20 protein-coding genes and 1 tRNA gene are annotated in these 25456 nt (G+C 65.6%); 20 read left to right on the forward strand and 1 reads right to left on the reverse strand.

The features are described from left to right. Positions 1-32 precede the first annotated feature (32 nt). The 16 genes from ggt to LSQ66_RS03865 all read left to right on the forward strand — a co-directional run bounded on the left by ggt (position 33) and on the right by LSQ66_RS03865 (position 19684). Positions 33-1811 (forward strand): gamma-glutamyltransferase, encoded by a 1779-nt coding sequence (gene ggt / locus LSQ66_RS03790; RefSeq protein ID WP_231768484.1) that lies wholly within the window; start codon positions 33-35, stop codon positions 1809-1811. Between the two features lie 160 nt (positions 1812-1971). Beyond that, positions 1972-3141: a patatin-like phospholipase family protein gene (locus LSQ66_RS03795; protein ID WP_231768485.1), complete on the forward strand. Its 1170-nt coding sequence runs from the start codon at positions 1972-1974 to the stop codon at positions 3139-3141. Positions 3142-3151: 10 nt separating this feature from the next. After that, positions 3152-7339, forward strand: coding sequence for a hybrid sensor histidine kinase/response regulator (locus tag LSQ66_RS03800; RefSeq protein WP_231768486.1), 4188 nt, complete (start codon positions 3152-3154; stop codon positions 7337-7339). Next, positions 7340-8059, forward strand: coding sequence for a response regulator (locus LSQ66_RS03805; RefSeq protein WP_231768487.1), 720 nt, complete (start codon positions 7340-7342; stop codon positions 8057-8059). A 94-nt stretch (positions 8060-8153) separates the two neighbouring features. Continuing rightward, complete coding sequence (locus LSQ66_RS03810; RefSeq protein ID WP_231768488.1) at positions 8154-9779, forward strand: benzoate-CoA ligase family protein; 1626 nt, start codon at positions 8154-8156, stop codon at positions 9777-9779. A 7-nt stretch (positions 9780-9786) separates the two neighbouring features. Then, positions 9787-12162: a bifunctional salicylyl-CoA 5-hydroxylase/oxidoreductase gene (locus LSQ66_RS03815; protein WP_231768489.1), complete on the forward strand. Its 2376-nt coding sequence runs from the start codon at positions 9787-9789 to the stop codon at positions 12160-12162. 2 nt (positions 12163-12164) lie between these two features. Then, complete coding sequence (locus tag LSQ66_RS03820) at positions 12165-12947, forward strand: SDR family NAD(P)-dependent oxidoreductase (protein WP_231768490.1); 783 nt, start codon at positions 12165-12167, stop codon at positions 12945-12947. Further along, the gene (locus LSQ66_RS03825; RefSeq protein WP_231768491.1) at positions 12947-13471 is read left to right on the forward strand and encodes a MarR family winged helix-turn-helix transcriptional regulator; all 525 of its coding nucleotides are present in this window, start codon (positions 12947-12949) and stop codon (positions 13469-13471) included. Before LSQ66_RS03820 ends, LSQ66_RS03825 begins: the two co-directional genes overlap by 1 nt. Then, a complete protein-coding gene (locus LSQ66_RS03830) occupies positions 13468-14322 on the forward strand; it encodes an enoyl-CoA hydratase family protein (protein WP_231768492.1) in 855 nt (284 codons plus the stop codon). Before LSQ66_RS03825 ends, LSQ66_RS03830 begins: the two co-directional genes overlap by 4 nt. A 2-nt stretch (positions 14323-14324) precedes the next feature. Then, entirely contained in the window at positions 14325-15479 is a 1155-nt protein-coding gene (locus tag LSQ66_RS03835; protein WP_231768493.1) for an acyl-CoA dehydrogenase family protein, read from the forward strand. An 18-nt stretch (positions 15480-15497) separates the two neighbouring features. Then, positions 15498-15893, forward strand: a complete 396-nt coding sequence (locus LSQ66_RS03840; protein WP_231768494.1) for a RidA family protein — start codon at positions 15498-15500, stop codon at positions 15891-15893. Between the two features lie 89 nt (positions 15894-15982). After that, positions 15983-16699 carry a PEP_CTERM-anchored TLD domain-containing protein gene (locus tag LSQ66_RS03845; protein WP_231768495.1) on the forward strand — a complete coding sequence of 239 codons (717 nt, stop codon included), beginning with the start codon at positions 15983-15985 and terminating at the stop codon, positions 16697-16699. 5 nt (positions 16700-16704) lie between these two features. Beyond that, positions 16705-17322: a DapH/DapD/GlmU-related protein gene (locus LSQ66_RS03850; RefSeq protein WP_231770044.1), complete on the forward strand. Its 618-nt coding sequence runs from the start codon at positions 16705-16707 to the stop codon at positions 17320-17322. 94 nt (positions 17323-17416) lie between these two features. Beyond that, complete coding sequence (locus LSQ66_RS03855; protein WP_231768496.1) at positions 17417-17974, forward strand: PAAR domain-containing protein; 558 nt, start codon at positions 17417-17419, stop codon at positions 17972-17974. 1 nt (position 17975) lies between these two features. After that, entirely contained in the window at positions 17976-19019 is a 1044-nt protein-coding gene (locus tag LSQ66_RS03860; protein ID WP_231768497.1) for a DUF2515 family protein, read from the forward strand. Between the two features lie 158 nt (positions 19020-19177). Then, positions 19178-19684, forward strand: a complete 507-nt coding sequence (locus tag LSQ66_RS03865) for a hypothetical protein (RefSeq protein WP_231768498.1) — start codon at positions 19178-19180, stop codon at positions 19682-19684. A gap of 25 nt (positions 19685-19709) precedes the next feature. Here the strand turns inward: LSQ66_RS03865 and LSQ66_RS03870 are convergent. After that, positions 19710-19784: transfer RNA gene (locus LSQ66_RS03870), tRNA-Arg, on the reverse strand. A gap of 98 nt (positions 19785-19882) precedes the next feature. On the opposite strand from LSQ66_RS03870, the gene LSQ66_RS03875 reads away from it, so the two are divergent. From LSQ66_RS03875 to LSQ66_RS03890, 4 genes are all read left to right on the forward strand, one after another. Next, a complete protein-coding gene (locus LSQ66_RS03875) occupies positions 19883-21787 on the forward strand; it encodes an ATP-binding cassette domain-containing protein (RefSeq protein WP_231768499.1) in 1905 nt (634 codons plus the stop codon). A 115-nt stretch (positions 21788-21902) separates the two neighbouring features. Further along, positions 21903-22637, forward strand: a complete 735-nt coding sequence (locus LSQ66_RS03880) for a CAAX prenyl protease-related protein (RefSeq protein ID WP_231768500.1) — start codon at positions 21903-21905, stop codon at positions 22635-22637. Positions 22638-22671: 34 nt separating this feature from the next. Then, on the forward strand, positions 22672-23883 hold the full coding sequence (gene epsL, locus LSQ66_RS03885; protein WP_231768501.1) for an XrtB/PEP-CTERM-associated polysaccharide biosynthesis outer membrane protein EpsL: 1212 nt from the start codon (positions 22672-22674) through the stop codon (positions 23881-23883). Positions 23884-23892: 9 nt separating this feature from the next. Beyond that, positions 23893-25275 (forward strand): undecaprenyl-phosphate glucose phosphotransferase, encoded by a 1383-nt coding sequence (locus LSQ66_RS03890; protein ID WP_231768502.1) that lies wholly within the window; start codon positions 23893-23895, stop codon positions 25273-25275. The last annotated feature ends 181 nt before the right edge of the window (positions 25276-25456 follow it).

A 25456-nucleotide genomic window follows, 5' to 3' on the forward strand; every position in this document is an offset into this window, starting at 1 on the left:
CCGGCCGCGCGCTTTGTTTTTCCGGAGAGTCCATGATCCAGCTGAAATCCCTCGCTTTCGGCGCGGCGCTGCTGTGCGCTGCCGCCATTCCCTCCCTGCATGCCCAGGAAACGCTGCAGCGTGCACCCGAAATCGCCACCGGCTATGCCGAGAAGGCTGGCGTCACCGCCCGCAAATACATGGTGGCGGCGGCCAATCCCCTGGCTTCGGACGCGGGCTACCAGATGCTCAAGCGCGGCGGCAGCGCCATCGACGCCGCCGTTGCGACGCAGCTGGTGCTGACCCTTGTCGAACCCCAGTCCTCGGGCATCGGCGGCGGCGCCTTCATCATGTACTTCGACGGCAAACGCGTGCAGTCCTTCGACGGGCGCGAAACGGCCCCGTCGGCGGCCACCGAAAAGCTGTTCCAGACGGCGGACGGCAAACCCATGCCGCGCATGGAAGGCCTGGTGGGCGGACGCTCCACCGGCGCGCCCGGCGTGCTGCGCATGATGGAGATGGTGCACAAGCAGCATGGCAAGCTGCCGTGGGCCAAGCTGTTCGCGCCCGCCATCAAGCTGGCGGAGGAGGGCTTCGCCGTGTCGCCGCGCCTGCACGCCCTGGTGAGCAACGACCGCTATCTGGCGAAGGACCCTGTGGCGCGCGCCTACTTCTACGATGCGGAAGGCAAGGCATGGCCGGTGGGGCACATCCTGAAAAATCCCGCGCTCGCGCGCACCCTGCACGAAGTGGCGAAGAACGGCGCGGACGCCTTCTACAAGGGCCGCATCGCCCAGAACATCGCGGCGAAGGTGGCCAGCCACCCGAGCAATCCCGGCCTGCTGACGGCGGCCGACATCGCGGCCTACCAGCCGAAGGAGCGCGAGCCCGTGTGCGCGGACTACCGCCAGTGGAAGGTATGCGGCGCGCCGCCGCCATCGTCCGGCGGCATTGCCATTGCCGAGATGCTGGGCATCCTCGAAAACACGGCGATTGCCGCGCATCCGCCCGTGAAAGGCGTGCCCGATGCGGAAGCCATCCACTTATTCTCCGAAGCCGGACGCCTGGTCTATGCGGACCGCAACCGCTACGTGGCCGACACCGACTTCGTGCCGCTGCCCGGCAAAGGCATTGCCTCGCTGACGGACAAGCGCTACCTCGCGCAGCGCGCCAGCCTTATTGGCGAGCGCTCGATGGGGCAGGCGCAGGCGGGCAAGCCTAGCGAGATGCAAGTCGCGTGGGGCGCCGACAAGGCGCTGGACCGTCCCTCCACCTCGCACCTGGTGGCGGTGGACAGCTTCGGCAACGGCCTGTCCATGACCACCTCGGTGGAAGACGCATTCGGCTCGCGGCAGATGGTGGACGGCTTCATCCTCAACAACCAGCTGACCGACTTCTCCTTCGAATCGCAGGACGCGGACGGCCCCATCGCCAACCGCGTACAGGCGGGCAAGCGGCCGCGCAGCGCCATGTCGCCGACGCTCGTCTTCGACAAGGCGACGGGCAAGCTGGTGCTGGCGACGGGATCGCCGGGCGGCTCGGCCATCATCAACTACGTGGCCAAGGTGCTGGTGGGGACGCTCGACTGGAAGCTCGACGTGCAGCAGGCCATCAGCCTGCCGAACTTCGGCAGCCGGAACGGCCCGACGGAGCTGGAAGCGGGCCGCATCCCGCCGGCGGTTGCCGAACAGCTGAAGGCGCGCGGCCACGAAGTGCGGATGTTCGACCAGACCTCCGGCCTGCAAGGCCTGCAGCGCATCCAGCGCAACGGCGAATGGCTCTGGTTCGGCGGCGCCGACCCCCGCCGCGAAGGCGCCGTCCGCGGCGAGTAGAAAAACCACTACGCCCCAGCCCGTGTCCACTTCTGGTGCCAGGGAAGATTTTTGGACACGAGCTCAGCGCTAGGCTGTTGTCCTGCCGAGCCCGTGTCCACTTTTCTTCCCTGGCACCAGAAGTGGACACGGGCTCGGCAGGGCATGTTACTCTTTAGACATGGGACAGAAAAAGAAAACTGGCCTGATCATGACCGGCGGCGGCGCCCGGGCCGCCTACCAGATCGGCGTGCTCCAGGCGATCTCGGAGATCTTGTGGGAAGCGGGCTGGCCGCCGTCGCGCAATCCGTTCCAGATTATCTGCGGCACCTCCGCGGGGGCCATCAATGCCACCGCGCTGGCCTGCCGCGCCGATAATTTCGGCGAGGGCGTGCAAACCCTGCTCGATGTGTGGACCAACATCACCGTCGAGCAGGTCTATCGCGCCGATTCGATCGGCGTGCTGCGCTCCGGCGCGCGCTGGCTCTCGCTGCTGTCCTTCGGCTGGCTGCTGCGCAAATGGCGCGCGGCGCCTCCCATGTCCCTGCTCGACAACACGCCCCTCGTGAACCTGCTGCATCGCATGCTGGACCTGCCGCGCCTCGACACCGTGCTGCAGGAAGGCCTGCTGCACGCGCTGGCCGTGACGGCGTCGTCCTACACGGGCGGCCAGCACCTGACTTTCTACCAGACCGCCGCCGATATCGCACCCTGGATCCGCATGCAGCGCGTGGCCCTGCAGGACCAGATCGGCGTCGAGCACCTGCTGGCATCGTCGGCCATTCCTTTCATCTTCCCGGCCACGCCGCTGTACCTTGGCGGTCACCGCGAGTACTGCGGCGACGGATCGATGCGCCAGCTGGCGCCCATTTCGCCGGCCATCCACCTCGGCGCGACAAAGGTGCTGGTGATCGGCGCCGGTCGCCTTACCGAGCCCGCGCGCGCGGCGACCGAATCGGCGCGCTATCCCAGCCTGGCTCAGATCGCGGGCCATGCCATGTCGTCCATCTTCCTGGACAGCCTGGCGGTGGACATCGAGCGCCTGAACCGCGTGAACAGCACGCTGTCGATGCTGCCGCCGGAGCTGCTGGAGAAAACGCCGCTGCGCCCCGTGGAGCTGCTGGTGATCGCGCCTTCCGAGCGGCTGGACGATATCGCCTCGCGCCACGTGGACAGCCTGCCTTCGCCAGTGCGCGCCATGCTGTCCGGGATCGGCGCCACGGAAACGCGCGGCGCCGCGCTGGCTTCCTATCTGCTGTTCGAATCGAGCTACACGGGCGAGCTGATTCGCCTGGGACAGCGCGATACGCATGCGCGCCGCGAAGACGTGCTGGCGTTCTTCAATTCGTGAGGAGAACGGTGTGCGCAGACTGTTGATCGCCTCCCTCCTTGCCGTCATGGCGGCGGCCGCCGCCGCGCCGCCGCGCACCCTGCGCTTCGAGCAGCTGAGCGTGGAGGACGGCCTGGCGCAGGAGTCCGTGCTGGCCATCGGCCAGGACCGGCAGGGCTTCATGTGGTTCGGCAGCCAGGCGGGCCTGTCGCGCTTCGACGGCTACCGCACCGTCATCTACCGCAATTCGGTGACGGATCCGGACAGCCTGGCCGAGAACTGGGTGCGCATCCTGCACTTCGATCCGCAGGGCCGCATGTGGGTGGGCACGGACAATGGCCTGGACCGTTTTGATCCGCGCACGCGCAAATTCATTCACTACCTGCCGAAGGAGCCCGAGAGCCGGGGCAACGGCAACCGCCACGTGCGCGCCATCATCGACGACGGCACCGGCGGCCTGTGGGTCGGCACGGCCGACGGCCTGCAGCGCTTCGATCCCGCCACCGGGCGCTTCACGATCTGGCATAGCGACAAGACGCGTTCGGACACGCTGGCCAGCGACCAGGTGAATTCCCTCGCGCTGGACAAGGCGGGCCGCCTGTGGATCGCCACGCCCGAGGGCGTGGACATGCTTGCGCCCGGCGCGCCGAACTTCCGCCACTTCCAGGTGCGCGGCCCGTCCGGCCAGCCGATTGCGGTGCGGACGCTGCTGATCGATTCGGAACAGAACCTATGGGTCGGCTCGCATGCCGGCATGGAGCGCTGGAAGCTGCGCGGCAATGTGGACACGGAACCTGAGCGCGTGCGCCTCGGCGCCAACGAGGGATTGGCCACAGACACGGTGATGAGCGCCTACCAGGACTCGGACGGCGTGATCTGGGTGGGCATGCGCAACGAAGGCCTGTTCCGCTGGCGCGCCGGGGAAGGGCGCTTCGTCCAGTACCGCCACCAGATCAGCGATGCGCACAGCCTGGCGGACGACTATGTCTCCTCCCTGTTCCGCGACCGCGCCGGTACGCTGTGGGTAGGCACCTGGTATAACGGCGCGAGCCGCGTGGACCTGGCCAGCGGCGGCTTCGCCCGGCTGGTGCGCGATCCCGACCAGCCGCGCTCCCTGAGCGACAACAAGGTGCGCGCCATCGTCGATGCGGGCGACGGCAAGCTGTGGGTGGGGAATAACGCAGGCCTGAATCTCTACGATCCCATGACGGGCGCGAACCAGGTATTCACCGTGCGTCCTGGCGGCACCGGCTCGGACGAGCATGTGACGGCGCTGTGGCGCATGGGCGGCACGCTGTGGGTGGGCTACCGCAAGGGCGTGCGCCGCTTCGACATCGTGCGCCGCAGCTTCAGTGAGCTGATGATTACGCGCGGCGATCCCGAAACGGACACCGTGCGCTATCTGTATGGCGACCGTTCCGGCATGGTGTGGGTGGGCTCGCGCTCGGGCCTGCACCGCATCGATCCCGGTACGGGCGCAGTACGCAGCTTCCGCCACGACGTCGCCGATCCGGCCAGCCTGGCCGACAACACCGTGCGCCCGATCCTCGAGGACAGCAAGGGCAACCTGTGGGTCGGTACCTTCAATGGCCTCGACCTGCTGGACCGCAAGACCGGCCGCTTCACACACCACCGCCACAATCCGAACGACCCCAAGAGCCTGAGCCACGACGAGGTGCACTACCTGTACGAAGGCCGCGACGGTGCGCTGTGGGTGGGCACGGCCTCGGGACTGAACCGCATGGAGCGCGACAGCAAGGGCGAGGTGAGCTTCCGCCGCTATCTGCGCAAGGATGGCTTCTCGGACGATTCCATCGCCGCCATCCTGGGCGACAAGCTCGGCCACCTCTGGCTCTCCACCAATACGGGCATGTCGCGCCTGGACCTGGAGGGCGGCACCATCCGCAACTACACGGGCGCGGACGGCACCATCGAAGGCGCCTACTTCGACGGTTCGGCCATGGAGGCGCCGGACAACACCATGTACTTCGGGGGCTTCAACGGCATCACCGCCTTCGACCCGGTGGAGATCCGCGAGAACAGCATGGTGCCTGCGGTGGCGATCACGGACTTCCAGGTCTTCAACAAGTCGCTGCGTCCGGGCCAGGCCACGGATGGCGGCACGCTGCTCAAGCACGCCATCGAATATACGGATGCCATCACCCTTGGCCAGTCGGACTCCGTGTTCTCCTTCGAGTTCTCGGCCCTGCATTACGCGGCGCCGCAGCGCAACCGCTTCGCCTACCAGCTGCAAGGCTTCGACAAGGACTGGGTCGCCACGGACGCGGGCAAGCGTTTCGCCACCTACACCAATCTCGATCCGGGCCGCTACGTCTTCCGCGTGAAGGCCGCGAACAAGGACGGCATCTGGACGGACAGCCCCGCCACGCTGGAGATCACGATCCTGCCGCCGTTCTGGAAGAGCTGGTGGTTCCGCACCGCCATCGGCCTGCTGGCGCTGGGCGGCGGCTTTGGCCTTTACCGTGCAAGGGCCCAGGTGCAGCGCACCTTGCGCTCGCGCCTCGAATACCAGGTCAGCCTGCGCACCACGGAGGTCGAGGACAAGAACCGCATGCTGGAGCACCAGAAGCAGGAGCTGGAACGGCGCGACGAGCGATTGAGCCAGGCCAAGCAGAAGGCGGAAGATGCAACGCGCCAGAAGTCCGAGTTCCTGGCCAATATGAGCCATGAAATGCGCACTCCGCTGGCAGGCGTGATCGGCATGCTCGGCTTCGCGCTGCGCGACGAAAGCCTGCAGCCTGCCACACGCGAGCAGATCGAACGGGGCCAGGCCAATGCCCAGTCCCTCCTGTCCATCATTAACGACCTGCTGGACTTCTCGAAGATCGAGGCGGGCAAGCTCACCATCGAGAACATCGATTTCGCCCTGGCCTCCACGGTGGAGAATGTGGTGAGCCTGTTCGAAGAGCAGGCGGCGGCGCACAGCGTGGGCTTCAAGGTGGAATTCGGCCCAGGCCTGCCACCCTTTGTGCGGGGCGACCCCACGCGCCTGCGGCAGGTGCTGGTGAACCTGGTGGGCAACGCCTTCAAGTTCACCCAGCGCGGGCATGTCACCCTGCGCGTGAGCCGCGTGCCGGACAAGAAGCGCAGCGACGGCTGCAACCTGATCTGCTTCACGGTGGAGGATACCGGCATCGGCATTCCCGCCGACGAGCTCCCGCGCCTGTTCGAGAAATTCGAGCAGGCCGACGCCACCACCACGCGGCGCTACGGCGGCACGGGCCTCGGCCTGGCCATCTGCCGCCAGCTGGTGGACCTGATGGATGGCCAGATCACCGCCATCAGCCAGCCGGGCAGCGGCAGCATCTTCAGCTTCACGCTGCCTCTGCCGGACGGCGTGGCGCCGCCGCTGGTGCCGCATGTGCCGCGCGAGCCGCACAGCCACCAGCTGAAGGTGCTGTGCGCCGAGGACTTCCCCACCAACCAGATCATCATCCGCATGATGCTGGAGGACCTCGGTCACAAGGTGGACATCGCTGGCAACGGCGCCGTTGCCGTTGCCGCCTGCGCGCAGACGCGCTATGACCTGATCCTGATGGACGGCCGCATGCCGGAAATGGATGGCCCCACGGCCACGCGCCTGATCCGCTCCGGCGGCCCGCTGGAAGCGCCGGTGCGCGACCAGGAGCTGATGATCATCGCGCTCACCGCCAACGCCAGCGAGGAAGACCGCAGCCGCTATCTCGCCGCGGGCATGGATGATTTCCTGACCAAGCCGATCGACGAGGCGGCCCTGCATTACCAGCTGAGCCGCGCCATCGAACGCCAGCTGCAGCGCGGCATAGCGCTGCAGCCCATGCCGCATCGCGGCCCGCCGCAGCGCCCGAGCATCGCGGAACTGGACGCCATGTTCGGTGTGATCACCAGTGCGCTGCCGGAACGCCAGGCGCAGCGCGCTCCGGGCGAGGCAGCCGATGCCCTGCGGCTGCGCCTGCGCGACGCCTTCATTTCTGACCTGCCCGCGCGGCTGGACGAACTGGATGCGGCCCTGGCAGCGGCGGACGCCGACGCGGCGGGCCGTATCTTCCACGGCATGAAAGGCAGCGCGGCCTACCTGGACGAAGCTGAACTGCACAACCTGTGCGCAGAGCTTGAGCGCGCCGCCGACCGCGCCCTGTGGCCGGCCATCCGCCACAAGCTCCCGCGCCTGCACCAGATGCTGAGCCGGATCGTGACCCCGGCCAGCAGGGAGATGTAAATGAAGGTACTAGTGATCGACGATGACGTCGTATCGCGCATGATGCTGATGCATCTGATCGACAACTGCGGAACGTTCGAGATCTTCGAAGCGGAGGATGGCGCGGACGCCTGGCGCCAGCTGGAGGAGGGCCTGCGGCCCGGCATCTGTTTCTGCGACCTGCGCATGCCGCGCCTGTCCGGCATGGAGCTGCTGCAGCGCGTGCGGGCGACGCCGTCGCTGCAGGAGATTCCTTTCGTGCTCGTCTCCTCGGCCAGCGACCGCGACACCGTGCAGCAGGCCAGCGCCGCCGGCGCGGCGGGTTATATCGTGAAGCCCTTCCAGGCCGAGGATGTGCGCATGCACCTGAGCGGCTTCGTGGACAAGGCCCCCACCAGTTATCAGCACGTGGCGGAAACGCCTGCCGCAACGCTGGAGCGGCTGGGTATCGGCGCCGAGCGCCTGCTGGCCTATCTTTCGGGCTTCCAGCAGCAGCTCAATACGGCGGCAATCGAACTGGAAGTCCTGCTGGCGCAGGGCGGACAGGCCGAGGCGCGGAACCGCCTCGAGAAGCTGCACGCCGGCGCCGCCACCCTGGGCCTGAGCGGCGCCGCCAATGCCCTGCGCTCCCTGCTGCCAGGCCAGCTGGCGGCGGACGCCGTGCTGGCTGCCGTGGCCGAAGCCGCGCGCGCCGTGCGGCAGCAGACAGAGATCGTCCGGGAATCGCAAGCCGGGGAGTAATCGCGCTTCCCCTGCGGGAGCCGCTTGCGCGCAAGGTATTTTAAGTTTAAAGTAAATGCCTGCCGCCTGAATGCTCCCAACCGGAAGGGTGACCATGAACAGAGCCTCTGCCGCATCTGCCAGCGCGCATGTCGATACTTTCGCGCGCGACCATCTGCCGCCGCGCGAACTTTGGCCCGAACTCGTGTTCGAGCTGCCCGAGCTGCAATATCCGGAACGCCTGAACTGCGTCGCCGAACTGCTGGACCGTCCGGTCGCCGAAGGCATGGGCGCCCGTCCCGCCATTCACGGCGAGCGCGAAACCTGGACCTACGGCGAATTGAGCGAACAGGTGGACCGCATCGCCAATGTGCTGCGGCACGACATGGGCCTCGTGCCGGGCAACCGCGTGCTGCTGCGCGGCGCCAACTGCCCGATGATGGCCGCCGCCATCCTGGCGGTGCTGAAATCGGGGTGCATCGCCGTGCCGACCATGCCCCTGCTGCGGGCGCGCGAACTGGACGCCATCCTCGCCAAGGCCGAAGTGAACGCCGTGCTGTGCGCCTCGGCCCTGCGCGGCGAGATGGAGGCCACGGCTTACAAACCCGCGCACCTTTGCTGGTTCGGCGGCGAGGCGGCGCGCGATTCGCTGGAAGCGCGCATGGCGCGCCAGCCTGCCGTGTTCGAGGCCTGCGATACGGCGGCGGACGATGTCTGCCTTATCAGCTTCACCTCCGGCACCACGGGTGTGCCGAAGGGGACCATGCACTTCCACCGCGACATTCTCGCGATCTGCGACTGCTTCCCCCGCCATACCCTGAAGGCCGATGCTTCGGACCTCTTCATCGGCACGCCTCCGCTGGCCTTCACCTTCGGCCTTGGCGGCCTGCTGCTTTTCCCGATGCGGGTGGGAGCGTCCACGGTGCTGCTGGAGAAGCTCACGCCCGAAACCCTTCTGCAGGCGATCGAGCGCTACCGCGCAACGGTGTGCTTCACGGCGCCCACCTTCTACCGCCAGATGGCTGCGCTGGCGCCGAAATACGATCTCTCCAGCCTGCGCAAGACGGTGTCCGCAGGCGAGGCCCTGCCGGTCGCCACGCGCGAGAGCTGGCAGCAGGCCACGGGCCTGCGCATGATCGACGGCATCGGCGCCACGGAGATGCTGCACATCTTCATTTCGGCTGCGGATGACGATATCCGCTCCGGCGCGACGGGCAAGCCCGTGCCGGGCTACCAGGCGTGCATTCTGGATGCGGCCGGCAAGCCTTGCGGGCCGGGCGTGATCGGCAGGCTCGCCGTGAAAGGCCCCACGGGCTGCCGCTACCTGGCGGACGAACGCCAGCGCGACTATGTATTCAACGGCTGGAACCTCACGGGCGACGCCTACGAGATGGATGCGGACGGCTATTTCATCTACCGTTCGCGTACGGACGACATGATCATTTCGGCCGGCTACAACATCGCCGGACCCGAAGTGGAGGACGCGCTGCTGCGCCATCCCGCAGTGGCAGAATGCGGCGTGGTGGGCAAGCCGGACGAGGAGCGCGGACAGATCGTGGAGGCGCACGTGGTGCTGAAGCCGGGCCATACACCTTCGCCCGAGATGGCCGCCGAGCTGCAGGAATTCGTCAAGCAGCAGATCGCCCCCTACAAGTATCCGCGCGCCGTGCAGTTCCTTGCCGCGCTGCCGCGCACAGAAACCGGCAAGCTGCAGCGCTTCAAGCTGCGCTCTGCCCAATAAGGACATCATGAACATCCTCTGTATCGGCGGCGGTCCCGCAGGCCTGTATTTCGCGCTGCTGATGAAGAAGCAGGACCCCGGCCACCGCATCGTGGTGGTGGAGCGCAACCGCCCCTATGACACCTTCGGCTGGGGCGTGGTCTTCTCAGACCAGACCCTGGGCAACCTGGTGAACGCGGACGAGCCGACCGCGCGCGACATCCTCCAGTCCTTCAACCACTGGGACGATATCGACGTCTGGTTCAAGGGCAGCATGGTGCGCTCCGGCGGCCATGGCTTCTGCGGCATCGGCCGGAAGCGGCTGCTGAATATCCTGCAGCGGCGCTGCGAAGAGCTGGGCGTGGAACTCGTGTTCGAGACCAATGTCGAGGACGACCAGGCGCTGGCGGGCTTCTACCAGGCCGACCTGGTGATCGCCTCGGATGGGCTGAACAGCCGTATCCGCAGCCGCTACGCCGCCACCTACCAGCCCCAGGTGGAGGCCCGGCAATGCCGATTCGTCTGGCTTGGCACGACGAAGAAGTTCGACGCCTTCACCTTCGATTTCCGCGAGACCCCTCACGGCTGGTTCCAGGCCCACATCTACCAGTACGACGGCGATACCTCCACCTTCATCGTCGAAACGCCGGAAAGCACCTGGCGCGCCGCGGGGCTTGCCGACATGTCCCAGGAAGAAGGCATCGCCTTCTGCGAGAAGCTCTTTGCCGACAGGCTTGAAGGGCACAAGCTCATGTCGAATGCCGCCCACCTGCGCGGTTCGGCCATGTGGATCACCTTCCCGCGCGTGGTGTGCGCGCAGTGGGTGCGCTGGAACGGCGATGTGCCCGTGGTGCTGATGGGCGACGCCGCGCACTCGGCGCATTTCTCGATCGGTTCGGGAACCAAGCTGGCGCTGGAAGACGCCATCGAGCTCTCGCGCTGCTTCGCCCGGCACGGCAGCGACATTCCCGCCGCGCTGCAGGCTTACGAGGCCGTGCGCACAGTGGAAGTGCTCAAGATCCAGAGCGCGGCGCGCAACTCGATGGAGTGGTTCGAGAACGTGCAGCGCTACACGGCGATGGAGGCGCCGCAATTCGCCTACTCCATGCTCACGCGCAGCCAGCGCCTCTCGCACGAGAATCTGCGCCTGCGCGACCCGCAGTACGTGGCGGACTACGAAGCCTGGCTCGCGCGGCGCGCTTTCGAACAGGCAGAGCTGCCGCTGCCGGACAAGGCGGACATCCCGCCCATGTTCACGCCCTTCAAGGTGCGGGGGCTGCTGCTGAAGAACCGCATCGTGGTGTCGCCGATGGCGCAGTACAGCGCCGTGGACGGCACGGTGGGCGACTACCACCTTACGCATCTTGGCGCGCGGGCCATGGGCGGCGCGGCCATGGTGATGGCTGAGATGACCTGCGTATCGGCCGACGCGCGCATCACTCCATATTGCCCCGGCATGTACACGCCGGAGCACACGCAGGCCTGGAAGCGCATCGTGGACTTCGTTCACGCGCATACAGACGCGAAGATCGGGCTCCAGCTCGGCCACGCGGGCGCCAAGGGTTCCACGCGCGCCATGTGGGACGGCATCGACCTGCCGCTCGACACGGGCAACTGGCCGCTGGTATCGGCCTCGCCCCAGCAATACCTGGCTGGCGTATCGCAGGTGGCGCGCGGCGCAACGGCGGCGGACATGCAGCGCATCGAAGACGATTTCGTGCGCGCCACCATCGCCGCCGAGCATGCAGGCTTCGACTGGCTGGAGCTGCACTGCGCGCACGGCTACCTGCTGTCATCCTTCATTTCGCCGCTGACCAACCAGCGCGGCGACGAATACGGCGGCAGCCTGGAAAACCGCTGCCGCTTCCCGCTGCGCGTGTTCGCAGCCATGCGCGCCGCCTGGCCGGTGCACAAGCCCATGAGCGTGCGCATCTCGGCGCACGACTGGGTGGAAGGCGGCATCACGCCGGACGACGCGGTGCGGATCGCAGGCCTGTTCAAGCAGGCGGGCGCGGACGTCATCGACTGTTCCTCGGGCCAGGTGAGCAAGCTGGAAAAGCCCGTCTTCGGCCGCATGTTCCAGACGCCATTCGCAGACCGCGTGCGCAACGAGGCGCACATTGCCACCATGGCCGTGGGCTCCATCTTCGAAGCGGACCACGCGAACGGCATCATCGCCGCAGGCCGGGCGGACCTGTGCGCAGTGGGCAGGCCGCACCTTGCGAACCCCGCCTGGACGCTGACCGAAGCAGCTAAAATCGGCTACCGTGCCATGCCCTGGCCGAAGCAGTACCTGGCGGGCAAGCAGCAGCTGGAACGCAATCTCGAACGCGAACGGCAGATGGCTGCCGCAAGCAGCGGCCTCACACCGCAACAGGTGGCGGCAAAACTTCTGGAGGGTTAGCAGTGGCATCACTCGACGGCAAACATGCGCTTGTCACCGGCGGCGGACGCGGAATCGGCGCGGCCTGCGCAAAAGCCCTGCTGGCGCAAGGGGCGCGCGTCACGATAGCGGGCCGCGACAGGGCAGGGCTGGAGCGCACCGCCGAATCGCTGCGCGCCGCCAGCGCGCCGGACCGTGTCGCAATCGTGGCGGTGGATGTTTCGGACGAAGCTGCCGTGCATGAAGCCTTCCGCGAGGCAGCGCTGCTCTCCGGTGCAATCGATATCCTCGTCAACAATGCTGGCCAGGCGCTGTCCGCGCCCTTCATGAAAACCAGCGCCGCGCACTGGCGCCAGATGCTGGACGTGAACCTCACCGGCGCCTTCCACTGCACGCAGGCGGCTTTGCCCGGCATGCTGGAAGCGGGCTGGGGGCGCATCGTGAATGTCGCATCCACCGCAGGCATGACGGGCTACCGCTATGTGAGCGCCTATGTCGCGGCCAAGCACGGCGTGGTCGGCCTGACGAGGGCACTGGCGCTGGAGGTGGCGGCGAAGGGCGTGACCGTGAATGCGGTATGCCCCGGCTTCACGGAGACCGACATGGTGCAGCAGGCCGTAGCCGCCATCATGCAGAAGACGGGCCGCAGCGAAGACGAGGCGCGCGCCGAACTGGCGGCGGGCAATCCGCAGCGCCGCCTGGTGCAGGCGGAGGAGGTGGCGAACGCCGTCGCCTGGCTGTGCCTTCCCGAATCGGCGGCCATGAACGGGCAGGCGATTGCCGTTGCGGGCGGCGAGGTGATGTGATGCCTTTGACCGGCCTGCCCGAAGAAGGCGGCGAGGAGCCGGTGCTGGACCTGGCGAGCCGCCTCACGAAGGACCACCACCAGTCGCTCAAGCTCTGGCTGCGCATGCTCTCCTGCACCGTGAAGATCGAGAACGAGATCCGCGGCAGGCTGCGCGCGCAATTCGGCATCACGCTGCCGCGCTTCGACCTGATGGCGCAGCTCGAGCGTTTTCCCGACGGGCTGCGCATGGGCGAACTCTCGCGCCGCATGATGGTCACGGGCGGCAACGTCACCGGCATCACCGACCAGCTGGAACAGGAGAAGCTGGTGCAGCGCGTGCCCGACCCCAAAGACGGCCGCGCGTACAGCGTCAAGCTCACGCCAGCGGGACGGCGCGCCTTCGCCGAAATGGCGCAGGTGCACGAAGGCTGGGTGGCCGAGCTGCTGGAAGACATGCCGGTGGAAGACAAGGGACAGCTGATCGAGCTGCTGTCGCGCATGAAGGAACATCTCTACGCCCGCGAGGCAAAGGACAAACCATGAAATACCTGCAAGGCGAAGCGCACAGCCTTCCCGGCAACCGCAGTTCCCTCGGCGGCTATATGGCGCGCCATTTCCTGTTCACGGTGGATGACGGCGTAGCGACGCTGACGCTGAACCGCCCGGAGCGAAAGAATCCCCTCACCTTCGAATCGTACGCGGAGCTGCGCGACCTGTTCCGCGAAATGGCGCTGGCGGACGATATCAAGGCCGTCGTTATCACGGGCGCGGGCGAGAACTTCTGCTCGGGCGGCGACGTGCACGAGATCATCGGCCCGCTCACGAAGCTGGACATGCCTGGCCTGCTCGCCTTCACCCGCATGACGGGCGACGTGGTGAAGGCCATGCGCGCCTGTCCGCAGCCTATTGTCGCGGCCATCGACGGCGTATGCGCGGGCGCGGGCTCGATGCTGGCGCTGGCGTCGGACATCCGCTTCGGCACGGAGCGCAGCAAGACGGCCTTCCTGTTCACGCGCGTCGGCCTGGCGGGCTGCGACATGGGCGCCTGCGCACTCCTGCCGCGCGTGATCGGCCAGGGCAGGGCGGCCGAGCTGCTGTACTCCGGCCGTTCCATGTCCGGCGCGGAAGGCGAGCGCTGGGGCTTCTTCAACAGCCTGCATGCGCCGGACGATGTGCTGCAGGCCGCGCACAGCTTCGCATGGGGCCTCGCGCAAGGCCCCACCTTCGCGCATGGCATGACGAAGAAGATGCTCCAGCAGGAATGGAATATGGGCGTGGATGAAGCCATCGAGGCCGAGGCCCAGGCCCAGGCCATTTGCATGGCCACCAACGACTTCCACCGCGCCTATCACGCCTTCGTGGCGCGCGAAAAGCCGCAGTTCGAAGGGGATTGAACATGGCGGACAAGGATTATCTCGGCTGGCCATTTTTCGAGGAGCGCCATGCGGCGCTGGAGCGGGAGCTGGATGCCTGGGCCTCGGCGCAGCTGAGCGGCGCGCACGGCCGCGATGCGGACGCCATCTGCCGCAAGCTGGTGCGCCAGCTGGGCGCCGCGGGCTGGCTGCGCCACGCCATCGCCAAAGGCGGAAACGCGGCGATCGACACCCGTGCCATCTGCCTGATCCGCGAGACACTGGCGCGCCATGCAGGCCTGGCGGATTTCGCCTTCGCCATGCAAGGCCTCGGCTCCGGCGCCATCAGCCTGTTCGGCAGTGAGGCGCAGCGCGCCGAATGGCTGCCGCGCGTGGCGTCGGGCGAAGCCATTGCCGCATTTGCGCTCTCCGAGCCGCAGGCCGGTTCCGATGTGGCGGCCATGCAGTGCAGCGCCGTGCTGGACGGCGAACACTATGTGCTGAACGGCGAGAAGACCTGGATCTCCAACGGCGGCATTGCCGATTTTTACGTGGTGTTCGCGCGTACGGGCGAAGCGCCCGGCGCGCGCGGCATCAGCGCCTTCATCGTGCCTGCCGGTACGCCGGGCTTCGACGATTCGCAGCGCATCGAAGTGATCGCTCCCCACCCATTGGCCACGCTGCGCTTCAGCGATTGCCGGGTACCCGTGTCGGCGCGCATCGGCGAGGCAGGGCAGGGCTTCAAGGTGGCAATGGCCACGCTCGACGTCTTCCGCACCTCGGTGGCCGCCGCGGCGCTGGGCTTTGCCCGCCGCGCCTTCGATGAAGCCATCGCGCACGCCCAGCAGCGCAAGATGTTCGGCCAGACCCTGGCCGACTTCCAGCTGACGCAGGCGAAACTGGCCCAGATGGCGGCAGGCATCGACGCCGCCGCGCTGCTCACCTACCGCGCCGCCTGGCAGCGCGACCAGGGCCGCAAGGTCACCAAGGAAGCGGCCATGGCCAAGATGCAGGCGACCGAAACGGCCCAGCAGGTCATCGACGCCGCCGTGCAGATGTTCGGCGGCCTGGGCGTGATGAGCGGGCATCCCGCTGAAACCCTCTACCGCGAGATCCGCGCGCTGCGCATCTACGAAGGCGCGACGGAGGTGCAGCAGCTCATCATTGCCCGCGAACTGCTGCGCGAGCGCGCAGCCTGATTTCAGGAGAAAAGGAAAATGCAGATTCTTCAACCGCCGGGCTGGCCGCGGCCACGTGGCTACAGCAACGGCATCGCCGCCGAAGGCCGCATGGTCTTTGTCAGCGGCATGGTCGGCTGGGACAAGGACGGCAAGTTCCAGACCATGGACTTCGCCGGCCAGGTACGCCAGGCCCTGGAAAATATTATTGCCGTGCTGGCCGAGGCGGGCGCGGCGCCGACACACATCGCGCGCATGACCTGGTATGTCGTGGACAGGGACGAGTATGTGCAGGCCTATCCCGAGATCGGCCGCCACTACCGCGAGCTCATCGGTACGCACTACCCGGCGATGACCGCCGTGCAAATTGCTGGGCTGGTGGAGCCGCAGGCGCGCGTCGAGATCGAAGTGACGGCTGTTGTACCTTTGACGTAAATTGTAATAATTGTAATGTCGTGACCGGTAAATTTGGGACGATGTGCTAGAGTAGATTGTATTGTTCGTCACGTCCTAAAGGTGCCACCATGCAAGCACATTTCAAAGGCGTTGCCAGCGCCTGCCTCTCAGCGCTTCTTCTTGCCTGGGGGCAAAGTGCCTGGGCGGACGACCTGCTGAACGATGGGCACCGGGCCATTCTTGCAAGCTGGCTGGGGCAGGCGGACGTAGGCCTGAGCAATATCTACACCAAGCAGACCGGCGACACCTCGGCCGACTTCCACCATGCCGTCGACGGACGCGGACGCACCTTCGCGGTCATGGAGGCCACCACCTCGCTGGGCGAGACCTTCCTGGTGGGTGGCTACAATCCCGCCAGCTGGGACAGCGTCACGGGCTTCCGCATGACGCCCACGAACGCCGAACGCACGGCCTTCCTGTTCAATCTCACGACGGGCGAGCTGCACCGCCAGACCTTGATCAACCATGTCTTCGACACGGTGGGCGCCTACCAGACCTACAACGACATCAACTACGGCCCCACCTTCGGCTGGGGCCACGACCTGTTCGTGCCGCAGGACCTGACGAACGGCGGCTTCTCGCTGCTGTACTCCTACATCGAGCCGGACGGCGCCGATTTCCAGACCAGCCTGCTGGACGGCCGCACCTACACGGGCCCGGACGTCACCATCGGCCGCATGGAAATCTACGCGATCGCTCCTGTTCCCGAACCGGGCAGCATCGGCATGACCCTGGCCGGGCTGGGCCTGCTGGGTATGGTCGCGGCCCGCCGCCGCAAGCCGTGAGCGCGATGCTGAACGCGGACACCTGGCGTCAATACGGCCGCCACGGCCGGCTGCTTGCCTTCAAAGGCTTCCTCACGCGGCGCAGCTTCCGCCCTATCGTCACTTTGCGCCTGTGCCAGGCGGCGCAGCGTGGCGGTCTGCCCGGCAGGCTGCTGCTTCCCTTCTATAAATTGCTGCACAAGGCGGCGACCCAGCTGGCCGGCATGGACTTCGCGTGGCAGACGCAGGTTGGCCCCGGCCTGGCGCTGACTCATGGCTGGGGTCTGGTGATCAACCCCGGCGCCCGCATCGGCAGCAATGTGACCATGTTCCATGGCGTGACGCTGGGCCAGCGCGACCGCATCGCCGCCGACGGCTCCCGCGTCAGCGAATGTCCGGTGATCGAGGACGAAGTATGGATCGGCCCGCATGCCATCATCGTCGGCGGCGTGCGCATCGGCCGTGGCAGCCGCATCGGCGGCGGCGCCTTCGTTACCGAGGACGTCCCGCCTTATTCCGTGGTGGCGGGCAACCCAGCTGCCATCGTCAAGACCGGCTGCGTGCCGGACGTGATGAACCGCGCCGACATCGGCGACTCCGCGCCCGCGGCGGCGCAGCTGACGGGCCTGCACGAGCAGTCCTAGTTCCGGACCTCCCGGTCCTATTGACGGCAGTCAATATCATTCCCTCTGCCAAGGCCTAGATTGAAGGCTTCGTTCACTTCGAACTGGAGGCTTCATGAGGCGCTACCACATCACGCTCGGCGCGAAGACCACGGCTGGCGGCGTGGTCACCTCGGCGACGAGCCTGTGCTCCATCAACGGGGTGCTGATGGCGGTCGAAGGCGACACCGTCAACTGCCCGGCATGCAAGAGCGTGGGAAGGATCATGTGCGATGGGCCGCGGTTGTCCGAGCGCTGGAACGGCAAGCAGGCAGCGCTGAGCGATGACCTTTGTATATGCGGCTGCCATCCACCGCCCCGGCTGCTTGCTATCCAGACCCAGAAGTCGCAGCTGATCGAAACCGAAGGAGACGACCTCAGCCCTGCCGAAACCCAGCGGCTGGCCGAGTCGCGCAGACCTTCCAGCGCGGCCACCGAGGAAGCGGTATCGCTGCGCCTGATGGACCAGGCAAGCAGGGAGCCGTACAGGAACCTGCCTTACCGTCTTGAGCTGTCAAGCGGGCAGGTGATCGAAGGTGTCACGGACGGGAACGGGCTCACAAGGCCGCTGACGGCTTTCGAGCGTTCGGGACTGCTTGCCTGGCATGTGACACCTGCGGCAGCGCCGGCCTGACATGCCCGACGCGCCCTTTACACCGCACGAGCACGACGCGCTTCCGCTTGGACGCAATACGGTCCCCGTTTCCGAATGCAAGATTCATCCCGCGCTTCAGGAAGGGCAGGTCGCCCAGGTAGTCGATGTTCCCTTATTGAGCTGCTCCAGCGTGTGGCTCCGCTGCCAGCAGGAGGCCCGGAAATGGGTCTCCGACTGCAACGGCAAGATCCTGAGCGACGCGATGCAGATCAACCGGCGCATCAACGCCGCCTACGCCCACCTCTGGCTCACCGACCGCCGCTTCCAGTGGGCGGGTCTCGCCGCATTCGCATCCAAGCAGGTGGGATGTGGGCTGCTGCACGCCGCAAAAACCTCGAAGGCGACTTTGCAGCGTGTGCGAAACCACACGGGAGAGGATAGTGCAGATTTCCTCTCCAGGAATGTATTCGATCTTGGAGTCGGCGCGGGGGCGGAGTACGTTGCAAGACAGCTGGCCTTGGGCAACCTGACGCTTTTCCTTGATATCTATCCTCTGCACCGCTTTTATATGCTCAGAGGTTTCGAAGGGATTCGTAGCTGCCTTGCGGAGCGGGAAGCCATCAAGGATTTAGTTTTCTGGCCTCCCGAAGCGCGGAGCAAATTGGTGTTCGGTAAGTTCTGCAAAGAGATCCTTACCGGATTCGAGCAAATCGAAGGAGGCCAGATCAGTGAAAGTGTACGGAGCTTGGCCCACCACGAACCAATCAACATCTTGCAGAAAGTGATTTACGACGATCCGGTCACACAAAAGGCGTTGGACAGTAATCAGTTTGCGTGGGTTACCAAGCTTCCGACGGGAGACTATGCGGAGATACAGCTAACCCTGTCGGCTGGCTGCTCTCCCAAACTGGGCTGGACACAATGGTTCGCCAAATCGTCGGACGTCCATCTGTGGAACAAGGATGACAGGATGCGATTCGTGATCCGTGCGGCAGATGAGTTCGATCGTCTCCTTAAGGGGCGCGCCGCTGGCGATCTTCGTAAGTCCATCGAGGAGATTTACCTGCTTGGGGAAAGAGGGTGAGAACACGAAGCAAGTTGCTTGTGCTCACAGCGGCGTGCGCCGGGCTTGTCGCTTGGCATGCCGGAGAGCCCAAACCGACAACACTTGTCTTAAGACTTGACCAGACATTTGAAGAAGTGGTGAAAAATTCTACTTACCCCGTTCTGGAGAACTCGAACTTGCCTTCGCAGGATCCTGGTGACACAAAATTTGGAGTCATCTGGGTCGACAAGCCTTCCGTTATCATCAAGTACGACGATCCAGCCAATGGTTTTGTGCTCCCGCCGACGACATTCGCCGGTGTCCCCTTCATGCATAACAGGGTTCAAATCATTCAGACCTCGCCGATGCTGAAAGCCCTTTCGTACGACGAGGCAGTAGAAGTCCTGGGATCGTTGCAGGGCCAATTCAAGGCGCGGGGTTGGGAGCCGTGGACTGTGAAGGGAAGGGAAAGCAAAAGCGACTGGTTCGACCTTTCCGTGAGTGGAAAGAAACAGCTGTACGATGAGATGTACCGCACCAGCGGGTCCCGGACAATCTCGATTGGCGTCCCCAAGAAAAATTTGGAAGTGCTGCTCCGGATACATTGCGCCATCCACTGCGACGACGAGAACAAGGCCGGCGCCAAGTTCCTCGTTGATGTCGAGGTTGGGCACAAGGCCCTGTACGACTGGGACGGACGGTAGTGCGAAAGCACGGCGGGCAGGGGAGTGGTCCCCCCGACTGGAATCGAACCAGTATCCCACGCTTAGGAGGCATGTGCACTATCCATTGTGCTACGGGGAGGACGCGGGCGCCATTATAGCCGACAGATGGGCAATTGTTAGGGGGATGGCCGGTCTGCCGGTACAATGCGCGTTTCACCGCATCGAATTGTCTTTCCCATGGCTGTCATTTCCCTGTCTGACGCGCAACTGGCCTTCGGCCACCATGCGCTGCTCGACCACGCTGAATTTTCCCTGGAGACCGGCGAACGCGTCGGCCTGATCGGCCGCAACGGCACCGGCAAGTCGTCCTTGCTGAAGATTATCTCCGGCGCCTTCAAGCTGGATGACGGCCTGCTCGTGATGCAGCAGGGCCTGAAGATCGCCTACGTGGAGCAGGAGCCCGTGTTCGAGCCCGAGATGACGGTGTTCGACGCCGTCGCTTCCGGCCTGGGCGAGCTGCCCGCCCTGGTCAAGGAATACGATGCCCTCACCAGCCAGTTCGGCCAGGGCGACGATGAACGCCTGATGGAGCGCATGCACGACATCCAGCAGAAGCTGGACGCGGCCGATGCCTGGAGCATCAACAACAAGGTCGAGCAGACCCTGGACCGCCTGAACCTGGGCCCGGACGCGCAGATGAAGACCCTCTCCGGCGGCATGCAGAAGCGCGTGGCCCTGGCCCGCGCCCTGGTCGCCGCGCCGGACGTGCTGCTGCTGGACGAGCCCACCAACCACCTCGATTTCACTTCGATCCTGTGGCTGGAAGGCCTGCTGCGCGACTTCAAGGGCAGCGTGCTCTTTATTACCCACGACCGTTCCTTCCTCGATAACGTGGCCACCCGCATCATCGAGCTGGACCGGGGGAACCTGCTGTCCTATCCCGGCAACTTCAGCGCCTACCAGACCCGCAAGGCCGAACAGCTGGCCATCGAGGAGGTGGAGAACGCGAAGTTCGACAAGTTCCTGGCCCAGGAAGAAGTGTGGATCCGCAAGGGCGTGGAGGCGCGCCGCACCCGCAACGAGGGCCGCGTGCGCCGCCTGGAGCGCCTGCGCGAGCAGCGCGTGGCGCGCCGCGAGCAGCAGGGCCAGGTGCGCCTGGAAGTGGCTTCCGGCGAGCGCTCGGGCAAGATCGTGGCCGAGCTCGATGGCGTGGACAAGCGCTTCGGGGAAAAGACCATCGTGCGCGGCTTCAGCGCCACCATCCTGCGCGGCGACAAGGTGGGCCTGATCGGCCCCAACGGCGCGGGCAAGACCACCTTGCTCAAGCTGATCCTGGGCGAGGAAACGCCGGACGCGGGCACCGTCAAGCAGGGTACCAGGCTCCAGGTGGCCTACTTCGACCAGATGCGCGCCCAGCTCAATGAAGAGGCGAGCCTGGCCGACACCATCTCGCCCGGCAGCGACTGGGTGGAAATCAACGGCCAGAAGAAGCACGTGATGAGCTACCTGGGCGATTTCCTCTTCGCCCCGGAACGGGCACGCTCGCCCGTGCGCACCCTCTCGGGCGGCGAGCGCAACCGCCTGCTCCTGGCCCGCCTCTTCGCCAAGCCCGCCAACGTGCTGGTGCTGGACGAACCCACCAACGACCTCGACATCGATACCCTGGAGCTGCTGGAAGAGCTGCTGGAGGATTACCAGGGCACGGTCTTCCTCGTCAGCCACGACCGCATGTTCCTGGACAATGTGGTGACCCAGGTCATCGTGGCCGAAGGGCAGGGCGCCTGGAAGGAGTACATCGGCGGCTACAGCGACTGGGAGCGGGTCAAGCCCGCCGTCGCCGCGCAGCTTGCGCCGAAGAAGGCGGAGAGCAAGCCTGCGCCCAAGGCGGAGGCGGCGCCGCCCGCTCCGGCCAAAGGCAGGAAGCTCAGCTTCAAGGAGCAGCGCGAGCTGGAGGAACTGCCGCAGCGCATCGCTCAGCTGGAGGACGAGCAGGCGGCCCTGAACGTGACCCTGTCGGACCCGGATTTCTACAAGAAAACGCCGGCCGAGGCCAAGCGCCTGAATGCCCGCATTGCCGAGATCGAAGAGGAACTGATGGCGGCGCTCGAACGCTGGGAAGCCATCGAATCGCGCAACTCTTGATCTGGATTTCCTTTACGCACGATTCGTGCGCTGCTGCCCGCTAGCCTTGTTGTAAGATCTGCAAACCTTGAGAGGCTGGCAACATCCTTGCAATTCACAGGAAGGCAGATCGCGCATGACACTCCCGCAGCAGGACCCTCCCACTGTCGGCACGGCGGCCAGGCCGGAAGCGGCCCACGGCCCGCTGCTGTACCGCAGCGCCTGGGCCCGCATCCTGCCCTTCGCCCTGTACATGGCCTTTATCGCCGTGTCCGATACCCTGCAGCGCTTCGGCTGGACGGTCAAGGAACTGCACTGGCTCTACCCGGTCAAAGTGGCTGTGGTGCTGCTGGCCCTGCTGGCCTTCCGCCGCAGCTACAGCGAACTGGCCTGGCAGCCCCTGCGCGCCCGCACCTGGCTGGCCTCGGTCGCCACCGGCCTGGCCGTGCTGGTGCTGTGGATCAACCTGGACGCGGGCTGGATGCAGATCGGCTCTCCGGCGGGCTACCAGCCCCTGACGGAATCGGGGCAGCCGGACTGGCTGCTGATCGCCCTGCGCCTCGCCGGGGCAGCCCTGGTGGTGCCCCTGATGGAGGAACTGTTCTGGCGCTCCTTCCTGCTGCGCTGGATCGACCATCCGGGCTTCCTGACCGTGCCGCCCGCGCTGGTCACGGCCAAGGCCCTGGCCTTCACCACGGTGCTCTTCGGCTTCGAGCACAGCCTGTGGCTGGCGGGGATGGTGGCGGGCGCGGCTTACGGCCTGCTGTACATGCGCACCGGCACCCTGTGGGCGCCCATTATCGCCCACACCGTCACCAACAGCATGCTGGGCGTGTGGGTGGTAACTACAGGCAACTGGACCTACTGGTAAGACTATCGATAACCTCTAGAGAAGACAGAGAATAATGTTGAGCTCATCGCACAAACCATCGGCCGCACTGCGCATCCTGCCACTGCTCCTGGGCGTCCTGTACGCGGGTAACGCCCTGGCCGACATCAGCGACACCATCAAGCCCTTCGTGTCGGTGGCCTATACCTACGACGACAACCTGCTGCGCCTGCCGGACGATTTCCCCACCGCCTTCGGCCCGCGCGGCGACCGCGCCACCCAGAGCCAGGCGGGCGTCCTGTTCGACCGCCCCATCGGCCGCCAGCGCCTGACCGGCTCGGCCAAGGTGTCGCGCGTGAGCTTCGACCATTACGACGCTCTGGACTACAACGGCAAGGACTTCAATGCCGACCTGGCATGGCAGCTGGGCAACCATCTGGAAGGCAACCTGGGCGGCAGCTACTCGCAGACCCTGACGCCCTTCACGGACTTCCACACGGACGACCGCAACCTGCGCACCCAGCGCCGCGAATACTTCAACGGCGCCTGGCGCTTCCATCCCAGCTGGCGCGTGCGCGCGGCCTACAACCGCTTCGACTTCAGCTACGAGCTGCCGGTGCAGCGCTTCAACAACCGCGTGGAGGACACGAGCGAGGCGGGCGTGGATTACCTGGCCAGGAGCGGCAGCCGGGTCGGCTTGGTGGTGCGCAAGCTGAAGGGCCGCTACGATTTCCCGCGCCGCTTCGGCTCCCTGCTGGACGAGGGCTACGAGCAGGACGAGCTGAAGGCCAACATCTACTGGACCGTGAGCGGCATCACCACCATCCAGGTGCTGGCCGGCTACGCCAAGCGCAAGCACGACGTGTTCAAGGAGCGCGACGCCAGCGGCGCCAACGGCCGCATCACCATGGACTGGAAGCCGAGCGGCAAGCTGCGCTTCAAGTTCGAAGGCTGGCGCGACTTCGCGGCGGTGGAAAGCTCGGTCGTGAACAACAGCCTGAACAAGGGCGTCAGCGCGGCGGCCACCTGGGATATCTCGGCCAAGCTGCAGGGCACGGCCAGCGTGCGCCGCGAGCGCCGCAATTTCGAACGGGTGAGCGGGGTGACCTTTACCGGCGACCCCAGCGACACCACGCGCGGCGCCACCGTGGGCCTGCAGTACCAGCCCCTGCGCAATGTGCAGGTGGGCGTGAGCGCCTTCAGCGACCGCCGCAACGGCAGCCCCTTCCTGGGCACTGGCAGCTACCGCGCCAAGGGCGCCTCGGTGAACGCCAGCGTGCAGTTCTGATCGACCAAGATGACACTTAACGATACGCCTCTCGTTTCCTTCTTCCAGCGGGTGCTCGACCCGCTGATCATCATGGGAACGCTGTACGCCACCTGCATGCTGTACCGGGAGCCCTTTACGGGCTACTCCCTGGTGCTGATGATCCTTGCCTTCTTCCTGTCCAATTCCATCTACCAGCACATCGACCCCTACCGCACCTGGCGCAGCGGGCGCATGCTGGCCTATTCGCGCGACATCTTCGCGGGCTGGATCCTCACGGCCCTCATACTCGTTTTCCTGGGCAATGTGAGCGGCCTGGCCTACCACTACGAGGAGAACGTGGTGCTGAGCTGGTTCCTGGCCACCCCCTTCGTCCTGCTGGTGAGCCACCTGGCCGTGCGCAAGGTGGGCGTGGACCCGGCCAAGGACAGCGAGGTGCGTTCCGTGCTCATCGTGGGCGCGAACGATGTGGGCATCAAGTTCGCCCGCACCATCGAACGCTTTCCCAATCTCTTCATGAGCGTGCACGGCTTCTTCGACGACCGCACCGACAAGCGCCGCCCGGCCGACCTGAAATATCCCGTGCTGGGCACCATGGACGATGTGGCGGGCTTCGTGCGCGAGCACCAGATCAAGATGATCTTCATCAGCCAGCCCATCTCGGCCCAGCCCCGCATCCGCAAGCTGCTGGACGACCTGCAGGACACCACGGCCTCCGTCTATTTCCTGCCAGATATCTATGTCTTCGACCTGATGCAGGCCCGCTTCGACAACGTCGGCGGCATGCCCGTCATCGCCATCACGGAAACCCCGTTTACGGGCTTCAACAGCATGATCAAGCGCGCCAGCGACATCATCCTGGCCAGTTTGATCCTGCTCATGCTTTTGCCGCTGATGCTGGTGATCGGCCTCATGGTCAAGCTATCCTCGCCGGGACCGGTCATTTTCCGCCAGCGCCGCTACGGCCTGTATGGCGACCAGATCTTCGTCTACAAATTCCGCTCCATGACGGTGGAGGAGGATGGGCCGAACGTGGTGCAGGCCACCAAGAACGACCGCCGCGTCACGCCCGTGGGCGCCTTCCTGCGCCGCAGCTCATTGGACGAACTGCCGCAATTTATCAATGTGCTGCAGGGCCGGATGAGTATCGTGGGACCAAGGCCGCACGCGGTGGCGCACAACGAGATGTACCGCAAGCTCATCAAGGGCTACATGCTGCGCCACAAGGCCAAACCCGGCATCACGGGCTGGGCCCAGGTGAACGGCCTGCGTGGCGAAACAGAGACATTGGACAAGATGGAGGCGCGCATCCGCTACGACCTGGACTACCTGCGCAACTGGTCCCTGTGGCTGGACCTGTGGATCATCCTGCGCACCGTCAAGGTGGTGCTGCAGCGCCAGAACGCCCACTGAAAAGCGGGCGGGGAAAAGCGGCGCCGGGCATTGAAAAAATAAATTGCTTTCCATGCCGGATTTGAATTGTGCGCACCCTTTCCTTCGCTACAATGGCTTTACGAAGTTGCAAGTTTGTCCAGTTTCTTGCGCCGCGCACGATTGAAACAGTGTTGTCGTTTTTATCTCAATCTGATAATTT

The organism is Massilia endophytica (assembly GCF_021165955.1).
GTDB classification, from domain to species: Bacteria; Pseudomonadota; Gammaproteobacteria; order Burkholderiales; family Burkholderiaceae_D; genus Rugamonas; species Rugamonas endophytica.